Origin of the sequence: Bifidobacterium moukalabense DSM 27321 (genome assembly GCF_000522505.1) — a bacterium.
GTDB lineage: Bacteria > Actinomycetota > Actinomycetes > Actinomycetales > Bifidobacteriaceae > Bifidobacterium > Bifidobacterium moukalabense.
The window spans coordinates 43,031-66,234 of record NZ_AZMV01000006.1; the positions used below are offsets into that span (position 1 = coordinate 43,031).

Below are 23,204 nucleotides of genomic sequence, written 5' to 3' on the forward strand. Positions count from 1 at the left end.
GCGCGTAATATCAGGCCGTCTGCGATAGAGTTATGCGTAAACGTGAGTGACAGGAGACAATGGTGAGCGAGATTGCCCAGACTGACAATTTCAACGACAAGACCAACATCAAGGTCGTCGGTGTCGGTGGAGCCGGCGGCAATGCCGTCAATCGCATGATTGCCGAAGGTCTGCAGAGCGTTGAGTTCATCGCGATCAATACCGATGCAAAGGATCTGCTGCGTTCCGATGCGGATGTCAAGATCTCTTTGAACGATGCCTCAAGCCGTGGGCTCGGCGCGGGAGCCGACCCGGAGAAGGGCGCCAAGGCCGCCCAGGATCATCAGTCCGATATCGAGGAATCGCTCAAGGGCGCCGACATGGTGTTCGTGACCTGTGGCGAAGGCGGCGGCACCGGTACCGGAGCCAGCCCCATCGTCGCACGCGCCGCGCATCAGCAGGGTGCCCTGACCATCGCCGTGGTGACTCGACCATTCAGCTTCGAAGGACCTCAGCGTGCGGCTTCCGCGGCACTTGGCATTGAGAATCTGCGCAAGGAGGTCGATGCGCTGATCGTGATTCCGAACGATCGACTGCTCGAACTGTCCGATCGCACGATCGGTATCGTCGATGCCTTCAAGACCGCCGATACCGCACTGCTGGCGGGTGTACAGGGCATCACCGACCTGATTACCGCCAACTCCTACATTCATGTCGACTTCAACGATGTCAACGCCATTCTGCGTGGTGCCGGCACCGCCCTGTTCGGCATCGGTTCCGCACGAGGCGAGGATCGTGCCACCCAAGCCGCCGAAATCGCCATCAGCTCGCCGTTGCTGGAAGAGAGCATCGAAGGTGCACATGGCGCACTCATCAACATCGCGGGCCCGACCGACATCAAACTGCAGGAGGCCGCGGCGGCCACCGAGCTGGTGCGCAAGGCCATCCATCCGGAGGCGCAGATCATCTGGGGCCTGTCCCTGGACGACGCCTACGGCGACGAGGTGCGCATCACCGTCATCGCTGCAGGCTTCGATGCCAACTCCAAGAAGGCCGAACCGGCCGTTGCCGAGGACAAGCAGCAGCCGCAGGCAACCGCTACGGTGCCGGTGTCCGCACTGAGCTCCGGAACCCCTCAGCAGCCGCAGGTGCAGCCACAGCCGATACAGACCCCGGCGGCGCCGCAGGTACAGCCGCTGTCGAGCTATATTCCGTCCACTCCGGAGCCGAACGCCCCCCCAGTCGTTCGACCAGACCACCGAACATGAGGTGGTCTCCCCGAACGATCCGGGCGATCTCGATATTCCGGATTTCCTGCGCTAGATTTGATGCGTACAGGCGAAAGGAACATTCATGGCAGGATTCATGAAGAGTGCGATGTCCTATCTGGGCATGTCCGACGTGGCCGAGGATGACGACTTCACCGATGAAGCCGACGGCACCGAAACCTCATTCGACTCCGACCACTCGGTGACGCCCATGGCTTCGACTTCCACCACGTCTCCTACCTCCGCGGCCTCATCGCGCGAACAGAGCAATCCGTTCCAAGGCGGTCGTGTGAGCCGTATCACGACGATTCATCCGAAATCCTATGAGGACGCCCAGCTGGTCGGTCGCGCCATCCGCGATGGCATTCCGGTGGTATTGAACCTGACCGGCGTGGCCGAGCCCGTGGCCTACCGCATCGTGGATTTCTCGGCCGGCGTGGTGTTCGGTGTGCGTGGATCCATCGAACGTGTCACTCCGCGCGTGTTCCTGCTGAGCCCGGCTCAGGTGAACATCAAGGTGGAGGAGCCTCAGGCTCCGAGCGCCGCCCACGACCTGTTCGCCGACTGACATTCGCATGATCCGGTTTTCGCTGGGTGAAAAACCTTCATTTTTCACCCAGCGAAAACTGGCTTGCATGAGCCTTAAGTATTCATGCAGCCCATTTCTCATACGATGTTGGTAGGGTGGGGCGTATGCTGTTATCTTTGATCGGTCAGATTGTTCATCTGCTTATTAACGCGTATATTTTCGTGCTTTTCGTGCGCATGATTCTTGACTGGGTATCGGTGCTGTCCCGGTCCTGGCGACCCAGTGGCGTCATCTCCGCTCTGATTAGTGCCGTCTACCAATTGACCGAACCGCCGTTGCGTTGGTTGCGCCAATATATCCGGCCCATTCCTATGGGGCCCATCTACTTCGATGTCGCGTTCATCGTACTTTATTTCATTCTTATTGTGATTGATTTCCTTATCTAATTATCAGATGAAACGCCCTTTCTCCGCGTAAATCTGTAGGTTCCGTGATAGCATCGGAAATTGATACAACACAGCGAGGCATCAAGCCCAAAGCGAGGTGTAAGATTTATGGCTCTGTTGACGCCGAAAGATATTAGGGAGCATACCTTCCAAACCGTGCGTTTCAAGGAAGGTTATGACGTCGATGAAGTCGACGATTTCCTCGATCAGGTAACCGAGACAGTTGAGGCTCTGGGCAAGCAGGCGGTCGCCGTCGGCCAGTCCACGCAGCCCCTTGGTCCGGATGTCGCGGGGCTCAACTCCAAAATTTCCGAGCTTAGTGCACAGGTGCAGTCTCTGCAGCAGGAGAACGCGACGTTGAAGTCCGCCTCCGAACAGGCCGCAGGTGCCGGCGATCAGGCCGCCCAGGCTGCTCAGGTCGCCGCCGCCAAACTCACGGAAGCCGAGGAAAGCAACCGTGCGTTGTCGGCCCAGAACGAGCAGCTCAAGGATCAGGTGGATCGTCTGTCCGATCAGGTGGACCAGCTCACCGCCCAGGCCGCCCAGGCCGCAGGCCAGGCCGATCTTGGCAAGCAGCTCAACGCCGTGCAGCATGAGCGTGATGAATTCCGCGCCCGTACCGAGGACCTGTCCCGTCAGCTGGCCTCCGCCCAGCAGCAGGTCGTCGTGGCCCAGCAGCAGGCCGAACAGATCAAGAACCTGTCCCAGCAGCTTGAGGAATCCAAGCAGCGTGAGGCGCAACTGCGCGATCAGGTCTCCAAGGTCGAACCGAGTACCGAGACCGGCAGCCTGCAGAAGATCGCCGGCGCCGCGGCCGGTGCCTCCACCGAACCGGAGCGTGCCACCGCCATGCTGACCCTGGCCATGCAGCTGCATGACCAGTATGTCGACAAGGGCAAGGCCAAGGCCAAGGAAATCACCGAACAGAGCCAGCGTAAGTACGATGAGCTCATCGGCAAGGCCAACGACTATTCCAACCGCACCCGCTCCGAAGCCGACGAGTACAACAAGAACACGCATGCCAACGCGGATTCCTATTCCGAGGGCACCCGTTCCGACGCCGACAGCTATGCGGCCAAGACCCGCCAGGATGCCGACACCTACATGCAGGACCGTCATAACGAGGCCGACCAGTATGTCGCTGCGAAGACCGAAGAGGGCAATGCATACCTGAATCAGAAGAAGAACGAAGCCGACGCCTACGTCGCGCAGAAGACTCAGGAAGGCGATCAGTATCTGTCCGACAAGCAGAACGAAGGCAATTCCTACGTCGCGCAGAAGACCAGTGAGGCCGACCAGTACTTCTCCGCGAAGCACTCCGAAGCCGACACCTATGAGTCTGAAGTACAGCGCCGCGCCGCCGACTATGACGCCAAGACCCGTTCCGCCGCCGATGATTACGCACAGCAGGTGCGCGACAACCTTGAATCCCAGTCCAAGGTCATCGAGGGCAATATCCAGGGTCTCAAGCAGTTCGAAACCGAATACCGCGCACGTCTTACCGAGTTCCTCGGTCAGCTCGTGTCCCAGGTCTCCGATACGAACAACTACAACCAGGTCGATCAGAACAACTGAGATTAGGCTGTGTCTGACATTATGACGAATGATCAAAGACGGCTGCGCGGGCGCGTAGCCGTCTTTGCGTGTGTTGCCGTCATCGCGCTGGCCCTCGATCAGATCACCAAGGCATGGGCCCAACATGCCTTGGCCGACGGGCGGACCGTGCGCGTGATCCCCGGAATCCTCTCGTTTACGTTGGTGCATAATCCGGGTGCCTCGCTCGGTATGGGCTCCAACATGACGTGGCTGATCTCCCTGTTGGCCATCGTGGCCTGCGTGGTGCTGATCGTACTGACCCTACGCACCATCTCCATGGCATGGACCGTGGTGTTCGCCTTGGCCTTCGCCGGGGCGTTGGGCAATCTCATCGATCGCATCGCCTATGCCGAGGGCTTTCTCAATGGCAAGGTGGTCGACTTCCTGAACTACGGATGGTCCGTCGGCAATGTCGCCGACATCTTTCTGATGATCGCCGGTATCGCCGCGGTGCTGTTGCTGCTGTTCGGCGAGCCGTTCAGCCAGAAGGAGCTTGACGAGAAGAACGCCGAGGCGGATGCAGCATGAGCCGTCTGGTTCCAGCACCTGATGCGCTTGTCGGGAAACGGTTCGACGTGGCCGTGGCCAAGATGCTCGGCATCTCGCGTGCCAAGGCCGCGGACCTGATCGAAACCGGTCAGGCTCGCGTACTCGGCCGTGACATCGCCAAATCGTCGAGCCTGCAGGCGGGGGAGACCGTTGAATTCGACATCGTCGAGGAACGAGCCGAGCCGGAACCGATCGCCCACGACATGGCCGTGGTCTATGAAGACGATGATGTGGTCGTGGTCGACAAGCCGGTGGGCGTGGCCGCACACGCCTCCGTCGGTTGGACCGGACCCACCGTGCTCGGCAGTCTGCTCGACCGTGGCGTGCACATCACATCGTACGGTGCGGCGGGCCGTCAGGGCATCGTATCCCGACTCGACGTCGGTACCTCCGGACTCATGCTGGTATGCAAATCCGAACTTGCCTATGTGGAGATGCGCCGGCAGTTCGCCGAGCATGAGGTCGTCAAAACCTACCATGCGCTGGTGCAGGGCAATCTCAAGGAGGACAAGGCCACCATCGAGGCGCCGATCGGTCGCGCGAAGGTCTCCGATTTCCGGTTCTGCGTAACACCGGCCGGCAAGGAGGCCATCACCCATTGGGATGTGATGGAGCGTTTCGGCGAGGCGACGCTTGTTTCCGTGAATCTGGAAACCGGTCGCACGCATCAGATCCGCGTGCATTTCTCGTCCATCGGGCATCCGTTGGTGGGAGATTCGATGTACGGCGCCAATCCGCAGCTGGGCGAGACGCTGGGACTGGAACGGCAGTGGCTGCATGCCATGCAACTTGAGTTCCGTCACCCACGTACGCATGTGTGGACCACCGTCCGATCGCGGTATCCGGCCGACCTGCAGCATGCGCTCGACATGATGCGCGACCGTCATCGTGATATGAATCCGGCAATCAGCTGAACCACCAACAATACGATTGCGGTCAGCAGGCAGACCGGACAGATGGCGACCATCATGCAGACCGCAATCAGCACCAACGAATCCAACGGATTGTAGCTGCCGCGCTGCAGATACAGCATTCCCGCAACGATCGCCACGGCCAGCAGTATGGCCACGATCAGGCAGATCAGGGCGATGAGCCGCAATGCACGGCGGGTTTTGGGGGTCATGGCACTCCTTTGTTCGTAAGGTGCGGATACCGGTCGGTTGCGACGCTAGCGGGCGGGAAGGCGTAAGTCCAGCGCAATCGGGGGTTGTGGACGCATCAAACGGGTTATCCACAGGCGTCGGCGTGTCGCTGACGATGGGCGTACGGGCAGGCCACGGCGCCGAGGCGCGCGTGTCGGTTGTTCCGATGCGGTGAATTGCGGCCTTCGGCGTAAACGGCCGTCAGGAATCATAGGTAGATTGGAGAGCATGGCTACTTCCGGAAACTTCGTGCAACTGCATAACCACACGCACTATTCGCTGCTCGACGGTGCCTCGAAGATACCGGATCTGGTCAAACGCGCCAAGGAACTGAACATGCCGGCCGTCGGCATCACCGACCATGGCAACATGCATGGCGCCTATGAGATGTGGAGCACCGCGGTCAACGCCGGCATCAAACCGATCATCGGCATCGAGGCCTATGTCACGCCGGAAACCGCGCGTCAGGATCCGACCCGAGTGAGTTGGGACACCAACTGGAATCCGGATCTTGACCCGAACCATCGCAAGCGTAACCCCAACGACGTGTCCGGCGGTGGCCTGATCACGCATCTGACCATGTGGGCGGAAACCGACGAAGGCCTCGTGAACCTCATGAAGGCCTCAACCGACGCGAACCTGGAAGGCCGTGTCATGCGCTACCCGCGAATGGACAAGGAGATTCTGGCCAAGTATTCCAAGGGGATCATCGCCTCATCCGGCTGCCCTTCAGGCATCATCCAAACCCGACTGCTGCTCGGCCAATTCGATGAGGCCCTGCGTGCGGCAGGGGAGCTGCAGGACATCTTCGGCCGTGACAACTTCTACATCGAATTCATGGATCACGGTCTGAGCATTGAACGGCAGGTGACCGACGGCCTGCTGGACATCGCCAAAAAGCTCAATGCGCCGTTGCTGGCCACCAACGACTCCCACTACGTGCGGGCCGAAGACGCCGGCGCGCAGGATGCCATGCTGTGCATCAACTCCGGCTCCACCCTCGACGAGCCGGGACGATTCAAGTTCGACGGTACCGGCTACTACCTGAAATCCGCCGAGGAGATGCGCGAACTGTTCAAGGACATTCCCGAGGCATGCGACAACACGTTGGAGATCGCCGAACGCTGCAACGTGATGTTCGACGATCATGAGGACGGCGCCTTCATGCCGCAGTTCGACTGCCCCGAAGGATGGGACGAAACCTCGCTGTTCCTGAAGAAGGTCGAGGAGGGCTTAGAAAAACGCTATGACGGCAATCCGCCGATCGAGGTGCTCAAGCAGGCCGACTATGAATGCGGCGTGATCTGCCAGATGCAGTTCTGCGGCTACTTCCTCGTGGTGGCCGATTACATCAACTGGGCCAAGACGCACGGCGTGATGGTGGGACCCGGCCGTGGCTCCGCGGCAGGCGCCATGGTGGCGTACGCCATGGGCATCACCGAACTCGACCCGATCCAGCACGGCCTGATCTTCGAACGGTTCCTCAATCCGGAACGAGTCTCCCTGCCTGATATCGACGTGGACTTCGATCCGGACGGCCGTGGCCGTGTGCTCGACTATGTCGGCGAGAAATACGGTCGTGACAAGGTGGCGCAATGCGTGATCTACGGCACCATCAAAACCAAGCAGGCGCTGAAGGATTCCGCACGCATCATGGGCTTCGACTTCTCCATGGGCGAGCGCGTGACCAAGGCGCTGCCCCCGGCGCAGACCGGCGGCAAGGACATTCCGCTGCACGACATCTTCGACCCGACCTCGAAACGCTATGCCGAAGCGCGTGAGTTCCGTGAGTTGTATGATTCCGATCCGGATGCCAAGCGTGTGACCGATGAGGCGATGGGCATCGAGGGGCTGATTCGCCAGACCGGTGTGCATGCCTGCGCCACCATCATGGGCAGCGAGCCGATCACCAACACCTCGCCGCTCCTGGAGCGTACCGACGGTACCGTCACCACCACGCTCGAATACCACACGTGCGAAACGCTGGGCCTGGTCAAAATGGACTTCCTCGGGCTCTCCAACTTGACGGTGATTCGGGACACCCTGAACAACATCGAGGCGAACGGCAAGGAGCGCATCGACCATACCCGGATCCCCCTGGACGACAAGGCCACTTACGATCTGCTGTCGCGAGGCGACACCCTTGGTGTGTTCCAGCTCGATTCCGACGGTATGCGTTCGCTGCTGAAAACATTGAAGCCCAGCAACTTCAACGATATTTCCGCATTGATCGCCCTGTACCGGCCAGGCCCCATGGATATGGATTCGCACACCAACTATGCGAAACGCAAGAACGGCCTGCAGAAGATCACGCCGATCCACCCCGAGGTGGCCGAACCGCTCAAGGAGGTGCTCGACGAGACCTATGGCCTGATCGTGTACCAGGAGCAGGTGCAGTCCGCCGCGCGGATTCTGGCGGGTTATTCGCTCGGCAAGGCGGATGTGCTGCGTCGAGCCATGGGCAAGAAGAAGCCGGAGGTGCTGGCCAAGGAGAAGATCCCGTTTTTCGCGGGTATGAAGGAGCATGGCTATTCGCAGGAGGCCGCTCAGGCCGTGTGGGACATTCTGGTGCCGTTCTCCGGCTATGCGTTCAACAAGGCGCATTCCGCCGCATACGGTCTGATCTCCTACTGGACCGCGTATCTGAAGACGCATTACCCGGTGGAATTCATGGCCGCCCTGCTGCAGGGCGCCAGCACCAACAAAGACAAGACCGCGCTGTATCTGGGTGAGGCGCGGCGTATGGGCATTCAGGTGCTGTCGCCGGATGTGAACGAGTCGGTGTTCGAATATTCGGCGGTCGGCGATGTCGTGCGATTCGGCCTCGGTGCCATCCGCAACGTCGGCAAGAACGCCGTCGACGACATCATCAAGGAACGTGAGAACGACCATGGCAAGTATGTGAATTTCACGGATTTCGTGCGTCGTGTCCCGTTAAGCGCATTGAACCGCCGCTTGGTGGAATCGCTGATCAAGGCCGGAGCCTTCGACTCGATCGATCCGAACCGACGTGCGCTGTTCACCATTCACGAGGCGGCCATCAATTCGGTGGTGGGCATCAAGCGCAAGCAGGCGGAGGGCCAGTTCGACCTGTTCGCCGATCTGGACGATCCCTCCGAGGAGGACGGCATGGGCGATGCCATGGTGAATGTGCCGGATGTGGAGGAGTGGGACAAGAAGACCAAGCTCAATTTCGAACGTGAGATGTTGGGCCTGTATGTGTCCGACCATCCGTTGAGCGGCATGCAATCGGTATTGTCGAGTTTGCGTGAGATGTCGATCGCGCATCTGATCGACCGTGCCGGAACCATGCCTGATGGCCAACAGGTCACGGTGGCCGGTCTGATCACGAATGTGGACCGCCGTGTGTCGAAGAAGGGCAACCCTTGGGCGATCGTCACCATCGAGGATTTGGAAAGCTCCGTCCAGTGCATGTTCTTCGGCAAGGTGTACGAAGCGGCCGCGCCCGAACTGGCCGTCGATACCGTGGTGCAGATCCGTGGCCAGGTCGAGCGGCGCGATGAAACCGTAAGCCTGCGTGCCACGGAATTCCAAGTGCCGACATTGGAGACGGAGGATGAAAGACCGCTCGTGATCACGTTGCCGCAGGTCGCGCTGAACCGCGATCATGTGATGCAGCTCGGGCAGATTCTGAACAATCATCCCGGCTATTGCGAAGTGAGACTCGCCATCATGGACGATCAAGGCAACGCCAGGGTGCTTACCTTCGGTGACCGTTTCCGTGTGAAGCGGGACACCTCCCTGTTCGCCGAGATCAAGATACTCTTCGGCCCCAGTTCCCTGCCCATGGCCTGATTGGAGCGGCCGGTCCGGGCTAAGCCTTCGCCTATGCCTCCTCCTGGGCCTCTTCGATGATGTTGCCTTCGGCATCGATATGCGGGGCGCCACTGGCGATGCACCTGGCGACCACACCCTTGGCCATGCCGGCCGAGGCGATCAGCGTCACGCCCATGAACACCGAGCAGACGATGCCGATGATCCATGCCGGGGTGAAGGAGAGCGCCGCGTCGAAGGCGATGCCGGAAACGATCGCGCCTATGATGCCGCCGAGCGCGGTGGCGGAGACCGCGATGCCGGTCAGCTTGCCGACGTCGCGACGGCCATACTCGTGCGAAATCATGATGGACGGACCGATCGTGGCGGTGCAGGTGCCGATACCGTAGAAGATCGCGGCGAGAACCGGCCCCCAGTTCGTGGATGGGAAGCACAGGAACAGGCAGGCGAACAGGCAGGACACGGAACCGACGAGCACGCCGCCCGCCATGCCGAAACGGTCGAAGATCCAGCCCAATGCGACTTTTGCGACCAATACCACACCCATGTACAGCGACATGATGTAACCGGCCCAGACCACGCTATGGCCACCGGTGATCACTTCGGTGCCGTCATTGTTCACGGAAGTCATGTTGGAGACCATATTCACGGAAACCGCGCCGTTGATGACGCCGACGAACAGAAAGCCGAGCACCAACAGCCAGAATCCGGCGTGTTTGCGCAACACCTTCCAGCCGACGGCTACATTCACCTCGGACAACGAATGGCCGCTCCTACGTTCGGCCTCTTTGACCTCATCCTCGCTCATTTCGGCGCCGAGCGGCAGCAGGTTCTTCTCGCTCGGCCTGGTGCGGAAGAAGATGATCGGGATCGGCAACGCGGCGACCAGACAGATCACACCAAGCGCCACGTAGGCGGTGCGCCAACCGTGGTCGGCGATGATGGTGCTGGCGATCGGGGAGAGGATCATGCCTCCGAAACCGGAACCGCACAATGCCGCGGAGACGGCAAGGCCTCGTTTCAGATTGAACCAGTTGGTCACCACCACGGAAATGAACAGGCGTACGCCGGAGGTGATGAGCGTACCGGAGACGGCTGCGAGCACGTACACCTGCCATGCGGCGGTGACGGCGGAATAGCCGAACAGCAGGAGCGCCGAGAGAATCACCAGGAACGAGGCGATCTGGCGGGCTCCGAGTTTGTCGATAAGCGTGCCCATGAACAGTGTCGCCACGATGGAGATCAGCGATGCCAGCGATGTTCCGGTATTGTACTGGCCGATGGTCATGTGCAGATCGGAAACGATATGCGCCTGGAACAGTGACGAGCAGTTCACGAATGTCGTATAGCAGGTGCACATCATCAGGAAGCCGCCGATGACGATCCACCACCCGTAGAAGAATCTCGGTCTGGCGCCATTGATGTTTTCGGGTGTCGTCGATACGGGTGACGTCTGGGACATGGCGGTTCTCCTTGCCGTCGTAATCACGGTTGATTACCAATGCAAGCTAGCATCGCCATGTAACGCCGCTCCCGTAACACACCAAGGTGCGACCACCCTATGATCGTGGGATCCGAGGGTGGCCGGCCGCGGCCATCAGGCGGGAACGTCTCACAATGCGGCTGAACGTGGGATTTATGACAGGTCTCGTGACCCGACATTGTTACGATGGGGCGTTATGAGCGAAGAAAACTATATGCGAATCATTGATCTGCGCGGTAGGAAGCTGACCCGGGCCGAAATGCTGGATGCCATGCCGCGCGCCGAGATGGGTACCAACGAGGCCACCGAACTCGTGCAGCCGATTCTCGACGATGTGAAGGCCCGCGGCGCTGCGGCCCTTCGCGATTTCGCGGAGAAGTTCGACCATATTCGCCCCGAGAACCTGCGTGTGCCGGTCGAGGCCATGAAGGCCGCCGTCGACGAGCTTGATCCGGAGGTGCGTGCCGCCATCGAGGAATCCGTGCGTCGTTCCCGCGCCGTGTCCGCCTCCCAGGTGCCGGCCCCGTTCCACACCGATCTGGCCGAAGGCGCCCGCGTGTCCGAGCGTTGGATTCCGGTGCAGCGCGTCGGTCTGTACGTGCCTGGCGGCAAGGCCGTATACCCGAGCTCCGTGATCATGAACGTGGTGCCGGCGCAGGCCGCAGGCGTCGAATCCCTTGCCATCGCAACCCCGCCGAGCCGCAACAACGCCGATGGCCTGCCTGACAAGACCATTCTCGCCACCTGCTCCATCCTTGGCGTGGATGAGGTCTACGCGGTCGGCGGCGCCCAGGCCGTGGCCATGTTCGCCTATGGTGCCAAGGGCTCCGAACCTCAGGATGGCGAGATCCTGTGCGATCCGGTCGACAAGATCACCGGTCCGGGCAACATCTTCGTGGCCACCGCCAAGCGCATGGTCTCCGGCATCGTCGGCATCGACGCCGTCGCAGGCCCGACCGAAATCGCCATCATCGCCGACGGGGGCGCCAACCCGAGCTGGCTCGCGGCCGATCTGATCGGTCAGGCCGAACATGACGAGCTTGCCGGTTCCGTGCTCATCACCGACAGCGAGGAGATCGCCGCCAAAGTGCAGGAGGATCTCAAGTACCGTGTGCCGCGTACCGAGCATGCCGAGCGTGTCGAAACATCGTTGCGTGGCCGCCAGTCCGGCATCATTCTGACCGACGGCATCGAGCAGTCCATTGACGCGGCCAACGCGTACGCGGCCGAGCATCTCGAGATCCAGACCGCCGATCCGGATGCCGTGATCGCCAGGATCCGTAACGCCGGCGCCATCTTCCGCGGCCCGTATTCCCCGGTGCCGCTGGGCGATTACATGTCCGGCTCCAACCATGTGCTGCCGACCTCCGGCACCGCACGTTTCGCCTCCGGTCTCGGTGTGCACACCTTCATGAAGCCGGTCGAAGTCATCGAATACGACGAACAGGGCCTGAAGACCCTCGCCGCACGCGTGAACGCCTTCGCCGTCTCCGAGGATCTGCCGGCCCACGGTGAGTGCGTGCTCAGCCGTTTCATCGACGATCCATACGATAAGGCGACCATCAAGGAACAGGAAGAACAGGCGGGCCTGCGATGAGCGAAACCTCCGGCAATGCGATTCCGGCATACCTGCCGCTGCGTAATGACCTGATCGGCGAGGAACCATATGGCGCTCCGCAGCTTGACGTGCCGGTATGCCTCAACGTCAACGAAAACCCGTATGCACCGGAACCGGCGGTGATCGAAACCATCGCACAGCGCGTCAAGGAGATCGCCCCGACCCTCAACCGCTACCCGGATCGCGAGCATATCGCGCTGCGTCAGGCGTTCCGCGACTATCTCAAGAAGGAATCCGGCGTCGATCTGGCTGTGGATCAGCTGTGGGGCGCCAACGGCTCCAATGAGATCATGCTGCAGCTGTTCCAGGCCTTCGGCGGTCCGGGACGCATCGCCCTTGGCTGCGATCCGACGTACTCCATGTATCCGGAATATGCGCGCGACACCTTCACCCAGTGGAGGCTCGCCCACCGTAATGCGGATTTCTCACTGAACGTCGAAAACACCATCGAAGCCATTCGTGACGTCAAGCCGGCCATGATCGTGCTCACCAGCCCGAACAATCCTACCGGCACGCCGCTTGCGATGGATGACCTGAGGCGCGTTCTCGAGACCGCCAAAACCGTCGAGGTCGCAGGAGCCGCCGAAGGTGTGCATCCGGTGGTCGTGGTGGACGAGGCCTATGTGGAGTTCCGCGATCCGGGCACACCAACCGCGCTTGAGCTCATCGACGAGTACGGCAATCTCGCCGTAAGCCGCACCATGAGCAAGGCCTTCGCCTTCGCGGGCGCGCGCGTCGGCTATCTCGCGGCCAGCAAGGGCATCATCGACTGCGTGCGCATCGTGCGCATGCCGTATCATCTGTCCGCCGTGACCCAGGCGGCGGCCCTTGCGGCATTCGAGCATACCGATGAGCAGCTCAGCCGTGTGGCCCATCTGCGTGAGACCCGCAACGCCACCGCCGTATGGCTTCGCGAACAGACCTACAAGGGGAGGCCGCTCGAAACCGCTGAAACGCAGTCCAACTTCATTCTCTTCGGTGGCCATTTCGACGATCGCGAGCGTATCTTCGACGAACTGCTCAAGCGCGGCGTGCTCATCCGCGTGGTCGGACCCGACGGCTGGGTGCGTGTATGCATGGGCACCGACGAGGAGATGGCGCGTTTCCGCGAAGCGTTGGTCGAAGCGCTGCGTATTGTGGAACAGGACTGAACCATACCAATAAAGGAGTCGCAACCATGGCGCGTACCGCAACCATCGTTCGTGAAACCAGCGAATCCAAGGTTGAACTGAGCCTGAACCTCGATGGCACCGGCAAGACCGACATCGACACGTCGGTGCCGTTCTACAACCATATGATGACCGCGCTCGGCAAGCATTCGCTGATCGATCTGACCATCAAGGCGACCGGTGACACCGATATCGACGCGCATCACACCGTGGAGGACATCGCCATCGTATTCGGCGAGGCGCTGAGACAGGCACTTGGCGACAAGCGTGGCATCCGCCGTTTCGCCGATGCCACCGTACCGTTGGACGAGGCGCTGGCCAAGGCGGTCGTCGACATCTCCGGCAGGCCGTACTGCGTGTGCAGCGGCGAACCGGAAGGTTTCGAATACTGCATGATCGGAGGTCACTTCACGGGTTCGCTCGTGCGTCACGTCATGGAATCCATCGCCAACCACGCGGGCATCTGCCTGCATCTGCAGGTGCTCGCCGGACGTGATCCCCACCATATCGCCGAAGCCGAATTCAAGGCATTGGCACGTGCGTTGCGCTATGCCATCGAACCGGATCCCCGCGTGGACGGCATCCCCAGCACCAAGGGTGCTCTGTGATGGACGATAAGGATCTGAATCCGGACGATTTCAACGCCGACGACATGCATTTCAGCGAGGAGGAGCTGGAAGCCGCCATGGCGGGATTCGAGCGGGAGTTCAACGAGGCCGAGGCGGCCAAGCAGCAATCGCAGGCCGGGCAAAGCGATGACGAAAGCGACGCCGATGACGTGTTGGACGCGGCACGATCCTCCCTTCAATTCGAGGACGAGCTGCAGGGTCTGCTCGGCAACCGTGCGAAGACGGCGGTGATCATCACCCGACTGACCTCGCCGCAGCTGCTTGCCGCCTTCTGCCAGATCTCCGACATCTCCGCGCAATGCGTCGGCTCCGAACAGGGTGCCGTCGCCATACTGCGCAATCTGGATGGCGACGGTCCCGAGGCGGCCGCCAAAGACATCACCACGGTGGTGTCCGGCATGCCGGTGATCCTTGCGGTGAACCGTGCGGACAAGCTCGAGGCCACATTATATGTGGAGGGTGAATCCGGCCAGACCTTCGCTCCGCCGGTGCTGTTCACCTCCACGGCATCGTTCGTGGAGGACCTCATGCTCGGCATCACCGATCTGGACGGACTCAGGGACACCGGTCTTACCATCGTGGATTCGGCTGGACTTGATCATGATGGCGCCATGAAGGTCATCGCCGAACATACGAGATTCGGACGCGGCGGTTCCGCCATCGAATAGCTTTCGGACAACCGGACCAATCGAACAAAGGAGAACGCCCATGACTTCCGTTGTGGTTTTCGACTATGGTTTCGGCAACGTGCGCTCCATGGTGCGTGCGCTGGCCAATCTTGACATTGATGTGACGCTCACCTCCGACCATCGGCAGGCTCTGCAGGCCGACGGCCTCGTGGTGCCGGGCGTGGGTGCCTTCGCGGCCTGCATGGAAGGTCTCACGGGCGTCGGCGGCGACATGGTCATCAAGGACCGTCTGCGCGCCGGCCGCCCCGTGCTCGGCGTATGCGTGGGCGAGCAGATCATGTTCGAACGCGGCATGGAGCATGGCGACGGCGTTCCCGGCCTTGGCTTGGTCAGGGGAGACGTGGAGCTGCTTGACGCCGATGTGGTGCCGCATATGGGTTGGGATACCGTCGAGGCCCCGGAAGGTTCCGTTCTCATGAAGGGCGTGGAGCACGAGCGGTTCTATTTCGTGCATTCCTTCGCCGCGATGAGCGCGGCACCGGCCGACACGTCCGCCGACCAGATCGATTTCGGCGACGCCGAGGAACATGTGACCTGGTGCACCTACGGCCGTAGCCGTTTCGTCGCCGCCTATGAACGAGGGCCTCTGTCCGCCACGCAGTTCCATCCGGAGAAATCCGCCGAAGCCGGCGCGCAACTGCTGCGCAATTGGATCGCGACGTTCTGATATTCGTTCGGTTATCGGCGATTTTCGTATTTTCCCCGCCCGCCGATTTGCAGATTGCTGATTTGAGAAGAGAGGTAATGACATGTCTTTGACGCTGCTTCCCGCAGTCGATGTCCGTGACGGCAAGGCGGTGCGCCTGCGTCAGGGTGAGTCCGGTTCCGAAACCGACTACGGTTCCCCGCTGGAGGCCGCCCGCACATGGGTGGAATCGGGAGCGCAATGGATCCATCTGGTCGATCTCGATGCGGCCTTCGGCACGGGCGATAACCGCGATCAGCTGAGCGCCATCGTCAGGGAGCTTGGCGATAAGGTCAATATCGAAATGTCCGGCGGCGTCCGTGACGACGCTTCGCTTGATGCGGCCCTTGAAGCCGGAGCGGCCCGCGTGAACATCGGTACCGCGGCGCTTGAGAATCCGGATTGGACCGCATCCGTGATCGAGAAGTACGGCGACCGCGTGGCCGTCGGCCTCGACGTGCGTGGCCATACCCTTGCCGCCCGCGGTTGGGTGAAGGAAGGCGGCGACCTGTTCGAGACCATGAAGTTCCTTGACTCCGCCGGCTGTTCGCGATATGTGGTCACCGACGTGGCACGCGACGGCATGATGAGCGGCCCGAATATCGAGTTGCTTCGCGAAGTCGCGGAACGCACCGATGCCAAGGTCACCGCATCCGGCGGCATCTCCAAGCTCGACGATCTGCGCAACATCAAGGCGCTCGCCGAGCTGGGCGTCGATTCCGCGATTCTCGGCAAGTCGCTCTACGCCCGTGCCTTCAGTCTCGAGGAAGCCCTCGAGGTCGCACGGTAGGGACGGTCCGAACGCTATCGCCCGTCCGCGCGTCGTCGGAGGGCGAGCAGCCAGGCGACGGCGCATATGCAGAGCACCGTCACGGTGGCGGCACCGGCGAGAATCTTCATGGCGGCATCCGAATCGTGCCGCCCGTGCAGTACGAGCGGTTTGCTCGCTGTTGCCGTGCCGTGCCGTGCCGCCGCTTCGCCGTTGAGCTGCGGGCCTCGCAGATTATCGGATAGGGACAGCGCCAGGGCGCTCTGCGGATCCATGATGCCCCATCCGACGGTGGAGTCGCGTTGATCGGAATTGGAGCGGTTCGCCGAGACGAGAATGCGTTGCCTCCATTGGGCCGGCGTTTCGTTCGGATACCGTGCGGCGATCAACGCCGCCTCGGCGCTCACGTAGGCGGTGGCGAAGCTTGTGGATGACGTATCCGTCGCGAACGCGCAATCCACGCCTCCCGGAATGGTGGATGCCGTCATCATGCCTGGCGCCGCAATGTCCACTTGGTCGCCATGAACGGAATCATCGGTGACGTTCAATTCGGTATTGAGCGCGGTGACGCCGATGACCTCGTCATAGGCGGCGGGGTAGCGTTCGCCATCCTTGGTGCTGGTGGAGGTCAGGCGGTTGCCTGCGCTGGCGACGATAAGGCTTCCATGTGACTCCGCGTATTGCACGGCCTCCTTCATCTGCGGAACATCACGGGTGTCGCTCAGTGAGATGTTGATGATCTGCGCATGGTGGTCGACCGCGTATATTACGGCCTGACTGACCGTTTCCATGGATGGTGCGCCCGTTTGCCTGCCGTTCTCCTCGCGGATGTTCTCGAAAACCCGAATCGGCAGGATGGTGGCTTGCGGGGCGAGCCCCCGCACCGAGGAACCCTGCACCTCGCGGGCGGCGATGATGCCGGCCACCGCGGTGCCGTGGCTGTAGGTGTCGGTCATGCCATTGGTGGGATCGTCCGCAAGATAGCTGATTCCCGGAATCACGGCGTCCTTGAGGTGCGGATTGTCCACGTCCACACCCGAATCGATGACCGCGACGGTTACGCCCTCACCGGTGGATTGCCGATGCAGGGTGTCCAGATCGAACAGGTCATTGGTCCACGGCTGTTGCGTGATGTAGTTTTCCACGCCCGCCTGGCATTGCTCCTGCGCGTCCGCCATGGCGGCGTCGACCGACATGGCAGACGCATCGGCGGAGGCGGTCGGAGCCGAGCCCGCAGCCGCGGTGGTAAGCCGCACGCCTTGGGGGAACACATCGATCCATGCGCGCGGAATGGTGCGAACGTCATCGTCGGAATAGCCGAGACGTTTGAGTATTTCCTCGGAGGAGTCGGGGATGGGGTAGGCCGTGCCCGTGGAATCGATGGCGAATACGGTTCCTTCGCTGGAAGTGCCTATCGCCGCCCGGACCAATGCCCCCGTTCCGTCTCGCATTGTCACGGAATCGGAACGCTTGCCGCCTGCGGGGGCGCCGTGATCACCCGCGATGGCCAATTGCGCCTGCGACGGGGTCGCCTTGCCGGAGGAGCTCAACGGATACACGGCGCACGCCGATGACCCGCCTTGCGTCGGAACAAGCGCGTCGCTTGGCCAGGTATCGGGAATCACCGATGTCGCGGAATTGGAGAAATACTGGAAATCGGTGGCGCTGAGCGTGCGCGGCTGCGTGAGGCGCTCCGATTTTCCGATGATGTACAGACCGTAGGTGAAATCGTCGAGGGCGGACAGCGATCCGTCCGACATCACGACGTATCTGGTTTGCTTGGCGTCCCCCTGCTGCATCACCACGCCGCCCACCGTCACGTCGACGCCACGTATGCCGATGGTCTCGCCCTCGTTGTTCAGGGCGATGGGTTCCATCGCGTCGCCCTGCTCGAACAGGTTGATCCATTGCGCGGTCACGTCGATGGCGGCCGTCTGCGGTATGCCGAGCGCCCTTAGATAGGTGTCGCGCAATGTCGGCTCGGAGGGCAGCCGGTATCGGTGAGATCCGGTGACCAGATAGTCGATGCCGTCCACGGAGGCGACTATGGCCTCGCGGGTGGCCCGTCGTCTTGCGCTGTCGTTGCTGACGGTCGTGTCGGTGCCGTGTTCGGAGGCGCAGCTGTTGATGGACCCCGTAATCAGATTGCCGCTATCCGGCAGTGAGTCCGGCGCGCCCAGAATGCCTATGGTGGAGCCGATGGGAATGCCCTTGAGCTGGTCGTCGTCAACGGTGAGCACCTTGAAATCGGATGAGGGGATCAGCAATCGTGCGCTGATGGCGTTGATGACGGGATGCAGGGTGCCATGGACGCTGACGTAACGTGCCGCGGAGTTCTTGGCCACGATGAGTTTGTTGTTCTCCCAACCGGACGGCAGCGAGGGACTGATGATGCCGTAGAACATGCTGATGAGTATGGCGATGACGGTAAGACCCACGCCGACTATCACCGGAGTCTGGTTTTTCTTCGGTGTCAGCTCCACGCCGTCCGGAATGCCGCTGGTGAACGCGGTGACCAACCGGCGCCGCGAATAGCTTTGCGCTTCGGAAAGATCCTTCTTATCTGCCATGAGAACATCCTTTATGCGGCAAGAACAACGAGTATCACAGGGTGATCGCCAGATAGGCGAGCGGCGGGAGCAGCATGATGCACAGGGTCTCCGCCGCGTCCGCCATACGGGTGGCGAACAGCGACTGTCTGCGTGTGATATGCGTGAGCACGATGGTCGCCAAGGCGCAGCACAGCATCAGCATGGTCAGCGGAATGCTGAATTCCGGATGCGCACGCACGCTCATCAGGCCGGTAATCACGATGCCGGCGCCTGCGGCGCCTACGGTGACGCACATCTCACGCAACGTATAGATCTGACGTGAGTCGAGCAGCATGGCGAGGAATGCGACCAGACAGATCACCGCCCCGAGCGGTGTGTCGAGCGAGTTGAGCAGCGGCATGGCGACGAGCAACATCGCGGCGGCGCTCACCCGCCCGATGAACAGCATGGTGGAGCCGGTGATGTAGCGTTGCTTGATTTCGTCATAATCGATCGGTTCCGGCAGGGCGAAGATCTCCGCGTCGCTATGGGGGCTCTGCACGCTGATGCGGGCGAATGTCAGGCACATCCACGGCAATGCGTTCGCGGCCAGCGCGGCGAGCATCGTCGCGATGATCCAGATATCCGCCATCCATGCGGGCAGCAGCGTGGAAAGCACACCCGGAATGGCCAGCAACAGGCCGATGATGATCGGAATGAACCCGTAGGGCCGTGTGCTGGAGGCCGCAACGGCCATCAGACATCCGGCGATCAGCAGTCCCGCGCTCGCCCCGACCAGGGGCAGGGCATGAAACGCCTGGTCGGGTATGAGGAACGATGTCAGCTGATAGCCTCCCACGGCGGCGAAGGCGCCCGCGGTCAATCCGATGACGGTGGCCTGTACGGTCATGGCTTTGCCATGCAGCAATGCGGCCAGGGCGATCAGCACCACGGAGAAGCCGATGCCGAGTGCGGCGTTCCATATCGAAGCGGGGAACAATGCCAACCAGCCGGCGCTGATGGCGAGCATCCCCACGCTGATGAGCAGTGAGGTGAGTGTGGTGTGGTCCTTGGTCCAAGGGCGATAGACCCGTTGCACGCTCGCACCGACGGCCTCGACCACGTCGTCGTACACGACGTCCGTATCGACCGACGCGCCGGGCTCCAACGTGAGCACGCTCTGATCGGGTACATGCTGTTCCTCGAAGGTCTGCGACGGGGAGAGCGGTTCTCCGTCGGCGGTGATCAGTCGATATCCGCCATACACGATGGAGGGATCCAATACGCCGAGTCTGCGGGCGATATCCGGAAGAAGGTCCGCGACGATCGGACCGTTCGATACCGTAAGCGTGACGGTACGCGTGTTATAGACGATCGTCAGCCGCAATGTGTCCGCGTCGGAGGTGCGGGGCAGGGGAACGGGGGCCGTCGGCTGGGAGTGGACAGGGGGTCCATATGGCATTGCACTTGCCTTGAAACTCATATCTTCTATCTTTTCTCTCGCAAATTACGTGCGTGGCAAATCCATATTTGCGGCTTCTGCTGTGAAAAATAGTATAGACTCCTTTTGTCAAAATCCACTGACAATATTTGACGATGGGAGGGAGGGGGTATGCTGCGCGTGTTGTTGAAAACTTTCGGTTATTCATGTGACCAAATGTAAAGACTTATCTGAAATGTGGAAAGTCATCGGAAGTATGCCAGAAGAAGGTTGGGGCTTAATTATGGGATTTATGTGGATGATGCTGGAAGTAATTGATATATGGGGGTCTTATTTCCGTCATGAGTTAGAGGGGATACAATTGCAAAAACGGTAGACTTAAATTACTCTGGGAAGAGTCGTTGCATTGATCATCATTCAGTGTGGCGCGAACAAGAATGGTTCTCTATGGAAGGGAAACGCAACATGGCGGAAAAAATCAGAGCAGAGGAAGGCGCCCTTGACAAGGGCTCCATCGCGGTTGAAAATGCACGACTCGGCATCGATAACCGCATCAAGAACATCGACTCGAAAATAGCCGAACTCAGCTCGTTCTGGAGTGGCGACGCCGCCAACTCATTCAACATGCTGATGACGAACTGGCAGGAGAAGGCCACCGCCCTGAATCGCATCCTCAACGATCTGCGCGATAGTCTGACCGGCACTGCCAAGGATCAGGCCGCGAACGAAGAGGAAAGCCAGTCCCGCACGCTCAAGCTGGATGCCCTGCTGCGCTAACGGACGAGGCACACACGACAACCCGTAAACCGTAAGGAGAAACAACAATGGTGAGCTCTTTTTCCGTTCGCCCCGAGCAGGTGAATGTTCTTTCCGACGACATCGCCACCAACGCCAAGGGCATCTCTCAGGAACTTGACGACCTCGAAACCCAGGTGAAGAACCTGATCGACCAATGGGACGGCGCGGCCCGCGAGGCCTACTATCAGGCCCAGCGTGATTGGACCAACAAGCTGCAGGAGATGAACCAGATTCTGGGGCAGATCTCCCAGGTGACCTCGCAGATCGCCCAGCAGTATGTCGAATCCGACGCGAAGTCCGCGCAACGTTTCTAAGGCATAGGAATTCGGTGAGGTCGGGGCATCCCGCATGGGGAGGAATGCCCCGACCTCACCGCCTTGTATATCGATGACGTGATGGGAGGAAGGGAATCAGATGGTTGAGGAAGTCAGCCTGCAGCCTGAAACGGTGCAAAGCCAGGCGAATGATTTGAACGACATGGGAGAGGATGTACGGGACGTCGATGCCCAATGGAAGGGTGCGACGCGCGGAAACGCCAACTTCTTCGAACAGATGCTTGAGGAGGAGCTCAAGCGGTCCGCCCAGGCGTTCCGGCAATCCAGGGAGCATCTTCACGAGGCGGTGCAGGAGTATGCACAGCGGCTGAACACCACCGTGGACATTTTCACCAAAACCGAGGAATCACAGGTGGATGCCATCAATGACGCCCAAGCCAAGGTGGCGGCGGCGCCGTCCGCGGATTCCACCGGCCATGCTTCGGCATCCGGGATGGCGAAAATCATCACGTTGGACGAGTCCTCTTCGGACGGCGGGTCGGTGGCCACCGGTTCGTCGTCTTCCGAGTAGGGGTGGTGTTGTGGTGGTGCGGCGCGGGCGTTGGGGGCGGTTGCCCGGTATGGTGTCGGCGTTGACGTCCTGCCTGCTGTGCGCGGGCCTGTGCGCGGGATTGTGCGCGCGGACGGCGGCGGCGGACGGGACGGCCGACTGGCGCATCGAGGACATGGGCGTGCGCGACGCGTGGGATGCCGGGCTGACGGGCAAGGGCGTGAAGGTCGCGGTGATCGACGACCAGGTCGTGCGGGACTATCCGGCCCTGGCGGACGCGGACGTGACGTACAGGCTGGCGCTCTCGCACGGCGACTCGTGCCACGGCGAATACGACAAGGGCCGGACCATGTCGAAGCGGGACATGACGCTGGGCACGGCCGACGGGTTCAACATGACCCACGGCACCGACATGGTCGCCCTGATCGTGGGCAACGGGAAGGGCTATGACGGCGGCGCCGGCATCCAGGGCATCGCGCCGGACGCGTCGGTGATCGCCTACGCGGACAGCTTCCCCACCACCGGCCCGATCGGCGGATTCTTCACCGGCGAGGGCTGCATGGATGCCGACGGGAACAATGCCGGCCAGGTCGAGTCCAGCGTCACCGACGCGGTGGATTCGGGCGCGCGCATCATCAACATGTCGTTCGGGGGCGGTGGGGAGAACTGGTACTATCCGCAGGCGGCCCTGCATGCGCTGCGCCACGGCGTGATCCTGGTGAGCGGCCGGAACAACTCCACCGACGCGGGCCTGTACGACCTGGTGGGCAAACCGGCCTACACCCAGTATTTTCCCGGGACGGTGACCGTCAACTCCCTGGCGCGGGACGGCACGGTGTCGGCCACGTCGGATGTCATGGACGGCAACGTGTCGATCCTGAGCCCCGGGGCCGACACGCCGAGGTACAACTACACCGGTGACCGTGATCTTGTCTTCGCCGATGGCGGCACGTCGACCGCGGCAGCCGACCTGACGGGGTATCTGGCGTTAGCGGTGCAGAAGTGGCCGGAGGCGACGGGCAACCAGATCCTGCAGTCCCTGGTGCGCAACACGAGGGGCAACGATTCGGGCGAGGCGAGGCTGGACGGGGAGCATCGCACGGGGGTTCGGCGCGGTGGACCTGCCGCGCCTGCTGTCGGTCGACCCGACGGGCTATCCGGACGTGAACCCGCTGCTGGAGTGGGCGGTCAAGGCCAGCGAACGGGCACGAGGAGACCAAGGGCATGTACACGGAGCATTCCGGATTGGACGGACACCACGAT

The 23,204-nt window shown here is 61.2% G+C and carries 21 protein-coding genes; 17 read left to right on the forward strand and 4 right to left on the reverse strand.

The features are described from left to right. Positions 1-62 precede the first annotated feature (62 nt). The 6 genes from ftsZ (at position 63) to BMOU_RS06310 (ending at position 5,281) form a co-directional block, all read left to right on the forward strand. On the forward strand, positions 63-1,247 hold the full coding sequence (gene ftsZ / locus BMOU_RS06285; RefSeq protein WP_152535088.1) for a cell division protein FtsZ: 1,185 nt from the start codon (positions 63-65) through the stop codon (positions 1,245-1,247). Between the two features lie 85 nt (positions 1,248-1,332). Further along, positions 1,333-1,815, forward strand: a complete 483-nt coding sequence (locus BMOU_RS06290; RefSeq protein ID WP_034875904.1) for a cell division protein SepF — start codon at positions 1,333-1,335, stop codon at positions 1,813-1,815. A gap of 125 nt (positions 1,816-1,940) precedes the next feature. After that, positions 1,941-2,222 carry a YggT family protein gene (locus tag BMOU_RS06295; protein ID WP_034875905.1) on the forward strand — a complete coding sequence of 94 codons (282 nt, stop codon included), beginning with the start codon at positions 1,941-1,943 and terminating at the stop codon, positions 2,220-2,222. A gap of 108 nt (positions 2,223-2,330) precedes the next feature. Then, positions 2,331-3,797 carry a DivIVA domain-containing protein gene (locus tag BMOU_RS06300; RefSeq protein WP_034875906.1) on the forward strand — a complete coding sequence of 489 codons (1,467 nt, stop codon included), beginning with the start codon at positions 2,331-2,333 and terminating at the stop codon, positions 3,795-3,797. Positions 3,798-3,818: 21 nt separating this feature from the next. Next, positions 3,819-4,346 carry a signal peptidase II gene (locus BMOU_RS06305; protein WP_034875907.1) on the forward strand — a complete coding sequence of 176 codons (528 nt, stop codon included), beginning with the start codon at positions 3,819-3,821 and terminating at the stop codon, positions 4,344-4,346. After that, a complete protein-coding gene (locus BMOU_RS06310; RefSeq protein ID WP_034875909.1) occupies positions 4,343-5,281 on the forward strand; it encodes an RluA family pseudouridine synthase in 939 nt (312 codons plus the stop codon). The genes BMOU_RS06305 and BMOU_RS06310 overlap by 4 nt, the downstream gene beginning before the upstream one ends. Here BMOU_RS06310 and BMOU_RS06315 read toward each other — a convergent pair. Next, positions 5,251-5,490 carry a hypothetical protein gene (locus BMOU_RS06315; protein ID WP_034875911.1) on the reverse strand — a complete coding sequence of 80 codons (240 nt, stop codon included), beginning with the start codon at positions 5,488-5,490 and terminating at the stop codon, positions 5,251-5,253. The two genes, BMOU_RS06310 and BMOU_RS06315, sit on opposite strands and share 31 nt — an antisense overlap. Positions 5,491-5,737: 247 nt before the next feature. Between BMOU_RS06315 and dnaE the strand changes: the two genes are divergently transcribed. Continuing rightward, on the forward strand, positions 5,738-9,325 hold the full coding sequence (gene dnaE, locus BMOU_RS06320) for a DNA polymerase III subunit alpha (protein ID WP_034875912.1): 3,588 nt from the start codon (positions 5,738-5,740) through the stop codon (positions 9,323-9,325). A gap of 31 nt (positions 9,326-9,356) precedes the next feature. On the opposite strand, the gene BMOU_RS06325 is transcribed toward dnaE, so the two are convergent. Next, the gene (locus BMOU_RS06325; protein WP_034875914.1) at positions 9,357-10,766 is read right to left on the reverse strand and encodes an MFS transporter; all 1,410 of its coding nucleotides are present in this window, start codon (positions 10,764-10,766) and stop codon (positions 9,357-9,359) included. A gap of 217 nt (positions 10,767-10,983) precedes the next feature. Between BMOU_RS06325 and hisD the strand changes: the two genes are divergently transcribed. The 6 genes from hisD to priA all read left to right on the forward strand — a co-directional run bounded on the left by hisD (position 10,984) and on the right by priA (position 16,367). Continuing rightward, positions 10,984-12,384 (forward strand): histidinol dehydrogenase, encoded by a 1,401-nt coding sequence (hisD, locus tag BMOU_RS06330; RefSeq protein ID WP_034875916.1) that lies wholly within the window; start codon positions 10,984-10,986, stop codon positions 12,382-12,384. Continuing rightward, on the forward strand, positions 12,381-13,556 hold the full coding sequence (locus BMOU_RS06335) for a histidinol-phosphate transaminase (protein ID WP_034875919.1): 1,176 nt from the start codon (positions 12,381-12,383) through the stop codon (positions 13,554-13,556). The genes hisD and BMOU_RS06335 overlap by 4 nt, the downstream gene beginning before the upstream one ends. 26 nt (positions 13,557-13,582) lie before the next feature. Further along, positions 13,583-14,182 (forward strand): imidazoleglycerol-phosphate dehydratase HisB, encoded by a 600-nt coding sequence (gene hisB, locus BMOU_RS06340; RefSeq protein WP_034875922.1) that lies wholly within the window; start codon positions 13,583-13,585, stop codon positions 14,180-14,182. Next, positions 14,182-14,871, forward strand: a complete 690-nt coding sequence (locus BMOU_RS06345) for a hypothetical protein (protein ID WP_034875924.1) — start codon at positions 14,182-14,184, stop codon at positions 14,869-14,871. Before hisB ends, BMOU_RS06345 begins: the two co-directional genes overlap by 1 nt. 40 nt (positions 14,872-14,911) lie before the next feature. Continuing rightward, positions 14,912-15,559: an imidazole glycerol phosphate synthase subunit HisH gene (hisH, locus tag BMOU_RS06350; protein WP_034875926.1), complete on the forward strand. Its 648-nt coding sequence runs from the start codon at positions 14,912-14,914 to the stop codon at positions 15,557-15,559. Positions 15,560-15,641: 82 nt separating this feature from the next. Beyond that, a complete protein-coding gene (gene priA / locus BMOU_RS06355; RefSeq protein WP_034875928.1) occupies positions 15,642-16,367 on the forward strand; it encodes a bifunctional 1-(5-phosphoribosyl)-5-((5-phosphoribosylamino)methylideneamino)imidazole-4-carboxamide isomerase/phosphoribosylanthranilate isomerase PriA in 726 nt (241 codons plus the stop codon). A 14-nt stretch (positions 16,368-16,381) separates the two neighbouring features. On the opposite strand, the gene eccB is transcribed toward priA, so the two are convergent. Then, on the reverse strand, positions 16,382-18,916 hold the full coding sequence (eccB, locus tag BMOU_RS06360; protein WP_034875930.1) for a type VII secretion protein EccB: 2,535 nt from the start codon (positions 18,914-18,916) through the stop codon (positions 16,382-16,384). A 34-nt stretch (positions 18,917-18,950) separates the two neighbouring features. Further along, positions 18,951-20,360 carry an EsaB/YukD family protein gene (locus tag BMOU_RS06365; RefSeq protein WP_235143735.1) on the reverse strand — a complete coding sequence of 470 codons (1,410 nt, stop codon included), beginning with the start codon at positions 20,358-20,360 and terminating at the stop codon, positions 18,951-18,953. A 423-nt stretch (positions 20,361-20,783) separates the two neighbouring features. Between BMOU_RS06365 and BMOU_RS06370 the strand changes: the two genes are divergently transcribed. The 4 genes from BMOU_RS06370 to BMOU_RS06385 form a co-directional block, all read left to right on the forward strand. After that, positions 20,784-21,095, forward strand: coding sequence for a WXG100 family type VII secretion target (locus BMOU_RS06370; protein WP_034875948.1), 312 nt, complete (start codon positions 20,784-20,786; stop codon positions 21,093-21,095). Between the two features lie 47 nt (positions 21,096-21,142). Next, positions 21,143-21,430, forward strand: a complete 288-nt coding sequence (locus BMOU_RS06375; RefSeq protein WP_034875932.1) for a WXG100 family type VII secretion target — start codon at positions 21,143-21,145, stop codon at positions 21,428-21,430. Between the two features lie 100 nt (positions 21,431-21,530). Next, on the forward strand, positions 21,531-21,962 hold the full coding sequence (locus tag BMOU_RS06380; RefSeq protein WP_034875934.1) for a hypothetical protein: 432 nt from the start codon (positions 21,531-21,533) through the stop codon (positions 21,960-21,962). A gap of 49 nt (positions 21,963-22,011) precedes the next feature. Then, on the forward strand, positions 22,012-23,204 hold a 1,193-nt coding region (locus tag BMOU_RS06385; RefSeq protein ID WP_235143736.1), incomplete at its 3' end, for a S8/S53 family peptidase.